The sequence below is a fragment of the Bacteroides sp. 2201st1_D9_2201SCRN_220225 genome (assembly GCF_040928965.1).
Taxonomy (GTDB): domain Bacteria; phylum Bacteroidota; class Bacteroidia; order Bacteroidales; family Bacteroidaceae; genus Bacteroides; species Bacteroides stercoris.
Window position 1 is genome coordinate 1 of sequence record NZ_JBCODG010000155.1, and the last position, 2500, is coordinate 2500.

Consider the following 2500-nt stretch of genomic DNA (forward strand, 5'->3'; position numbering starts at 1 on the left):
CAGCTTGAAGAAAATAAACCGATTTATATCGGTGATAAACAAGAAAGAAGGTGCATCGTGCATTACGACACACCTTCAAGAAACCACTTATAAAATATTTCGCTTCCTTTATGCATCCCAGTCGAAAAAGGACAAGGGCATTGCGGGTGTACATCACTCCTTTCACCTTCTTGTTTAGTCCTTCCAGCAAAGTCTTGCTACCAGTTTTTTCTGGAACTACCTTGTGAAAAATTATGCGAAAATCGCCTTTCTGTGCCCGGATTCATCCGCAGGATCCCATGCCAAAGGGACATGGAACATGCCGGTAGCTTATCCCCCACGACTCCGGAGCATCAGGGGGCAGGGACGGTTTGGCGGCAGGTTGCCGTTAAACCGTACGATTTTCGTTTAACGAAAACACAACTTGCTGTCCGCAGGAGCGGACCATGTTTCTCCAATAATTATTGTGTATCAGACCATTGTGTGGCTATTTTCCTGTGGTTTGTGGGGCTTTTCCATCAGATATTTGCCGGCTGTTCTCCCCATTAAAGGATAGATATATCTCCATGACCATGTGACTTACGCCCATAATTCGGGGATAAGGAGGCGAATATACGGAAAATCTGCCCTTTACATGCCCTATTGTCCATTAATGGATTGCTACTTCTACACTTCTGCAAATGGAGAATGGGCATGTAACCGTGTACGACTTATGTTTTTTCTTCATTGTCTCCATTAACGGATTGCTACTTCTACACTTCTGCAAATGGAGAATGACATGTAACCGTATACGCCTTATTGTTTTTTCATCGTCTCCATTAACGGATTGCTACTTCTACACTTCTGCAAATGGAGAATAACAGGTAGCCGTATACGCCTTATTGTTTTTCTTCATCGTCTCCATTAATGGATTGATATTTATACACTTCTGCAAATGGAGATTTTGAGATATCTATATCCGGAAGGATGCGTGCTCCCTTCGCTCCCGGCTATCCCTATTTTGATATCCGGCTATATCGCAATTCTGTGATAGCATTATCCGGATAGCGTATCATACGGCTATATACAAATATGGCTACACTATAATTCATGGTTGTGATGGAGATGGCTTTTCCTATCAGGTAACAGACCATGATGCCACGAGGAAAAAAGCGACAGCCGCAGAGAAAAAACGGATGGCAGGAACCATTATGGAATCTGGTAAATAGAAAATCCGGTACATGCGAATTCAGGCGATCATCCCGGATGGTAACCTGTCAAAGAGGCTTTTGAGACATTTGAAATACCGATAATAAAAAAAACGAGATCAGGTATTTTGGCGGATGGCGGCAGGATTGCCGCCTCCGGCCCTTCCGAGTTTGTACGCGTCCTGCGTGAGGGCAGCTGGTTTGACAGCGGGTGCACCGACGGGGAGTACATGGTGAATTTCTCCGGGCGGTACAGGGAACTGCACGGGGTGACGGTGAGGACCGACACGCCGGAGCATTTCAGGGACGACCTGAAAAAGTACGGTTACATCAAGGGCTGAACAGTCCGTTCCTTTATTTTTACACTCCCTGCCGGTTTGGGGTCGCTTCACTTCCGGTGGGGATTTTTCTTTTTTCATCGCCGTGACGCACCCGTCCTTCAGGTTTTCCAAAGGGGGTCGTGAAAACCGACCGGCTACGGAGTATTTTTCCTTCCCATATGACAAAAACCGACTATCCATGACTATTCCTGCCAGTGTGCCGGTCGCGCTTGCCTCTCATGGTTTCTTCCCTTATATTCGCACTGACATTTAAACGAGTTGAAAAATATGGAAATATGCTACATCGAGGCCGGTGTCCTTGAGAGGATGCTGGCACGTGCCGAGAACCTGTCCGCACATGTGGACAGATTGTATGAGAGAAACCGCTGTAAGGAACCCGGAGAGTGACTGGACGGCCAGGATGTCTGCCTGCGCCTTGACATCTCGCCACGTACCCTGCAGACACTCCGCGATACCGGACGGCTGGCGTTCACCCGCCTCCAGCGCAAGTTCTATTACAAGCCAGAGGATGTGGAGAAGCTGATGGCCTACGTCGGCATCAGACGCAAGGAGAAGGCAATGAGAGAAGGAAGGAAGAACGGAAACCTTTAAAGAGCGGAAGAGATGGAAGGCATTATCGACAAGGAGAACGAACGTGTCCGCAGGTTCTTTGCCCTGCTGGACAACATGGAGAAAAAAGTGGAGCGTCTTGCCCGTGACAACCGTCCTCCCTTCAACGGGGAACGGTTCCTGACCGACAGGGAGCTTTCCGGAACGTTGAGGATCAGCCGCAGGTGCCTGCAGGATTACAGGGACCAAGGGCGGATTCCCTATATCCAGCTTGGCGGGAAGATCCTGTACAGGCAGTCGGACATCGAGAAGCTGTTGGAGGAGAACTATCACGCAGCATTGGTATAATATCGTATTCAAGTTTAAGAATGAGGTTGTGTCAAAACGTTGGCACAACCTCATTTATATTTTAAGTTCTGCTATATTTTCTTTTGGCTATGCTAC

At 47.8% G+C, this 2500-nt stretch carries 3 protein-coding genes; all 3 read left to right on the plus strand.

What is annotated here, in order from left to right:
- The first annotated feature begins 1294 nt into the window (after nucleotides 1–1294).
- Nucleotides 1295–1507, plus strand: coding sequence for a hypothetical protein (locus AB5903_RS22290; RefSeq protein WP_181978305.1), 213 nt, complete (start codon nucleotides 1295–1297; stop codon nucleotides 1505–1507).
- A 387-nt stretch (nucleotides 1508–1894) separates the two neighbouring features.
- Nucleotides 1895–2098 carry a helix-turn-helix domain-containing protein gene (locus AB5903_RS22295; RefSeq protein ID WP_074668675.1) on the plus strand — a complete coding sequence of 68 codons (204 nt, stop codon included), beginning with the start codon at nucleotides 1895–1897 and terminating at the stop codon, nucleotides 2096–2098.
- A gap of 12 nt (nucleotides 2099–2110) precedes the next feature.
- Complete coding sequence (locus tag AB5903_RS22300) at nucleotides 2111–2404, plus strand: helix-turn-helix domain-containing protein (RefSeq protein WP_005641696.1); 294 nt, start codon at nucleotides 2111–2113, stop codon at nucleotides 2402–2404.
- The last annotated feature ends 96 nt before the right edge of the window (nucleotides 2405–2500 follow it).

Bases quoted from the DNA above. Each gene is read 5' to 3' on its own strand.
- AB5903_RS22300 (WP_005641696.1), top strand. From the start codon at position 2,111: ATGGAAGGCATTATCGACAAGGAGAACGAACGTGTCCGCAGGTTCTTT.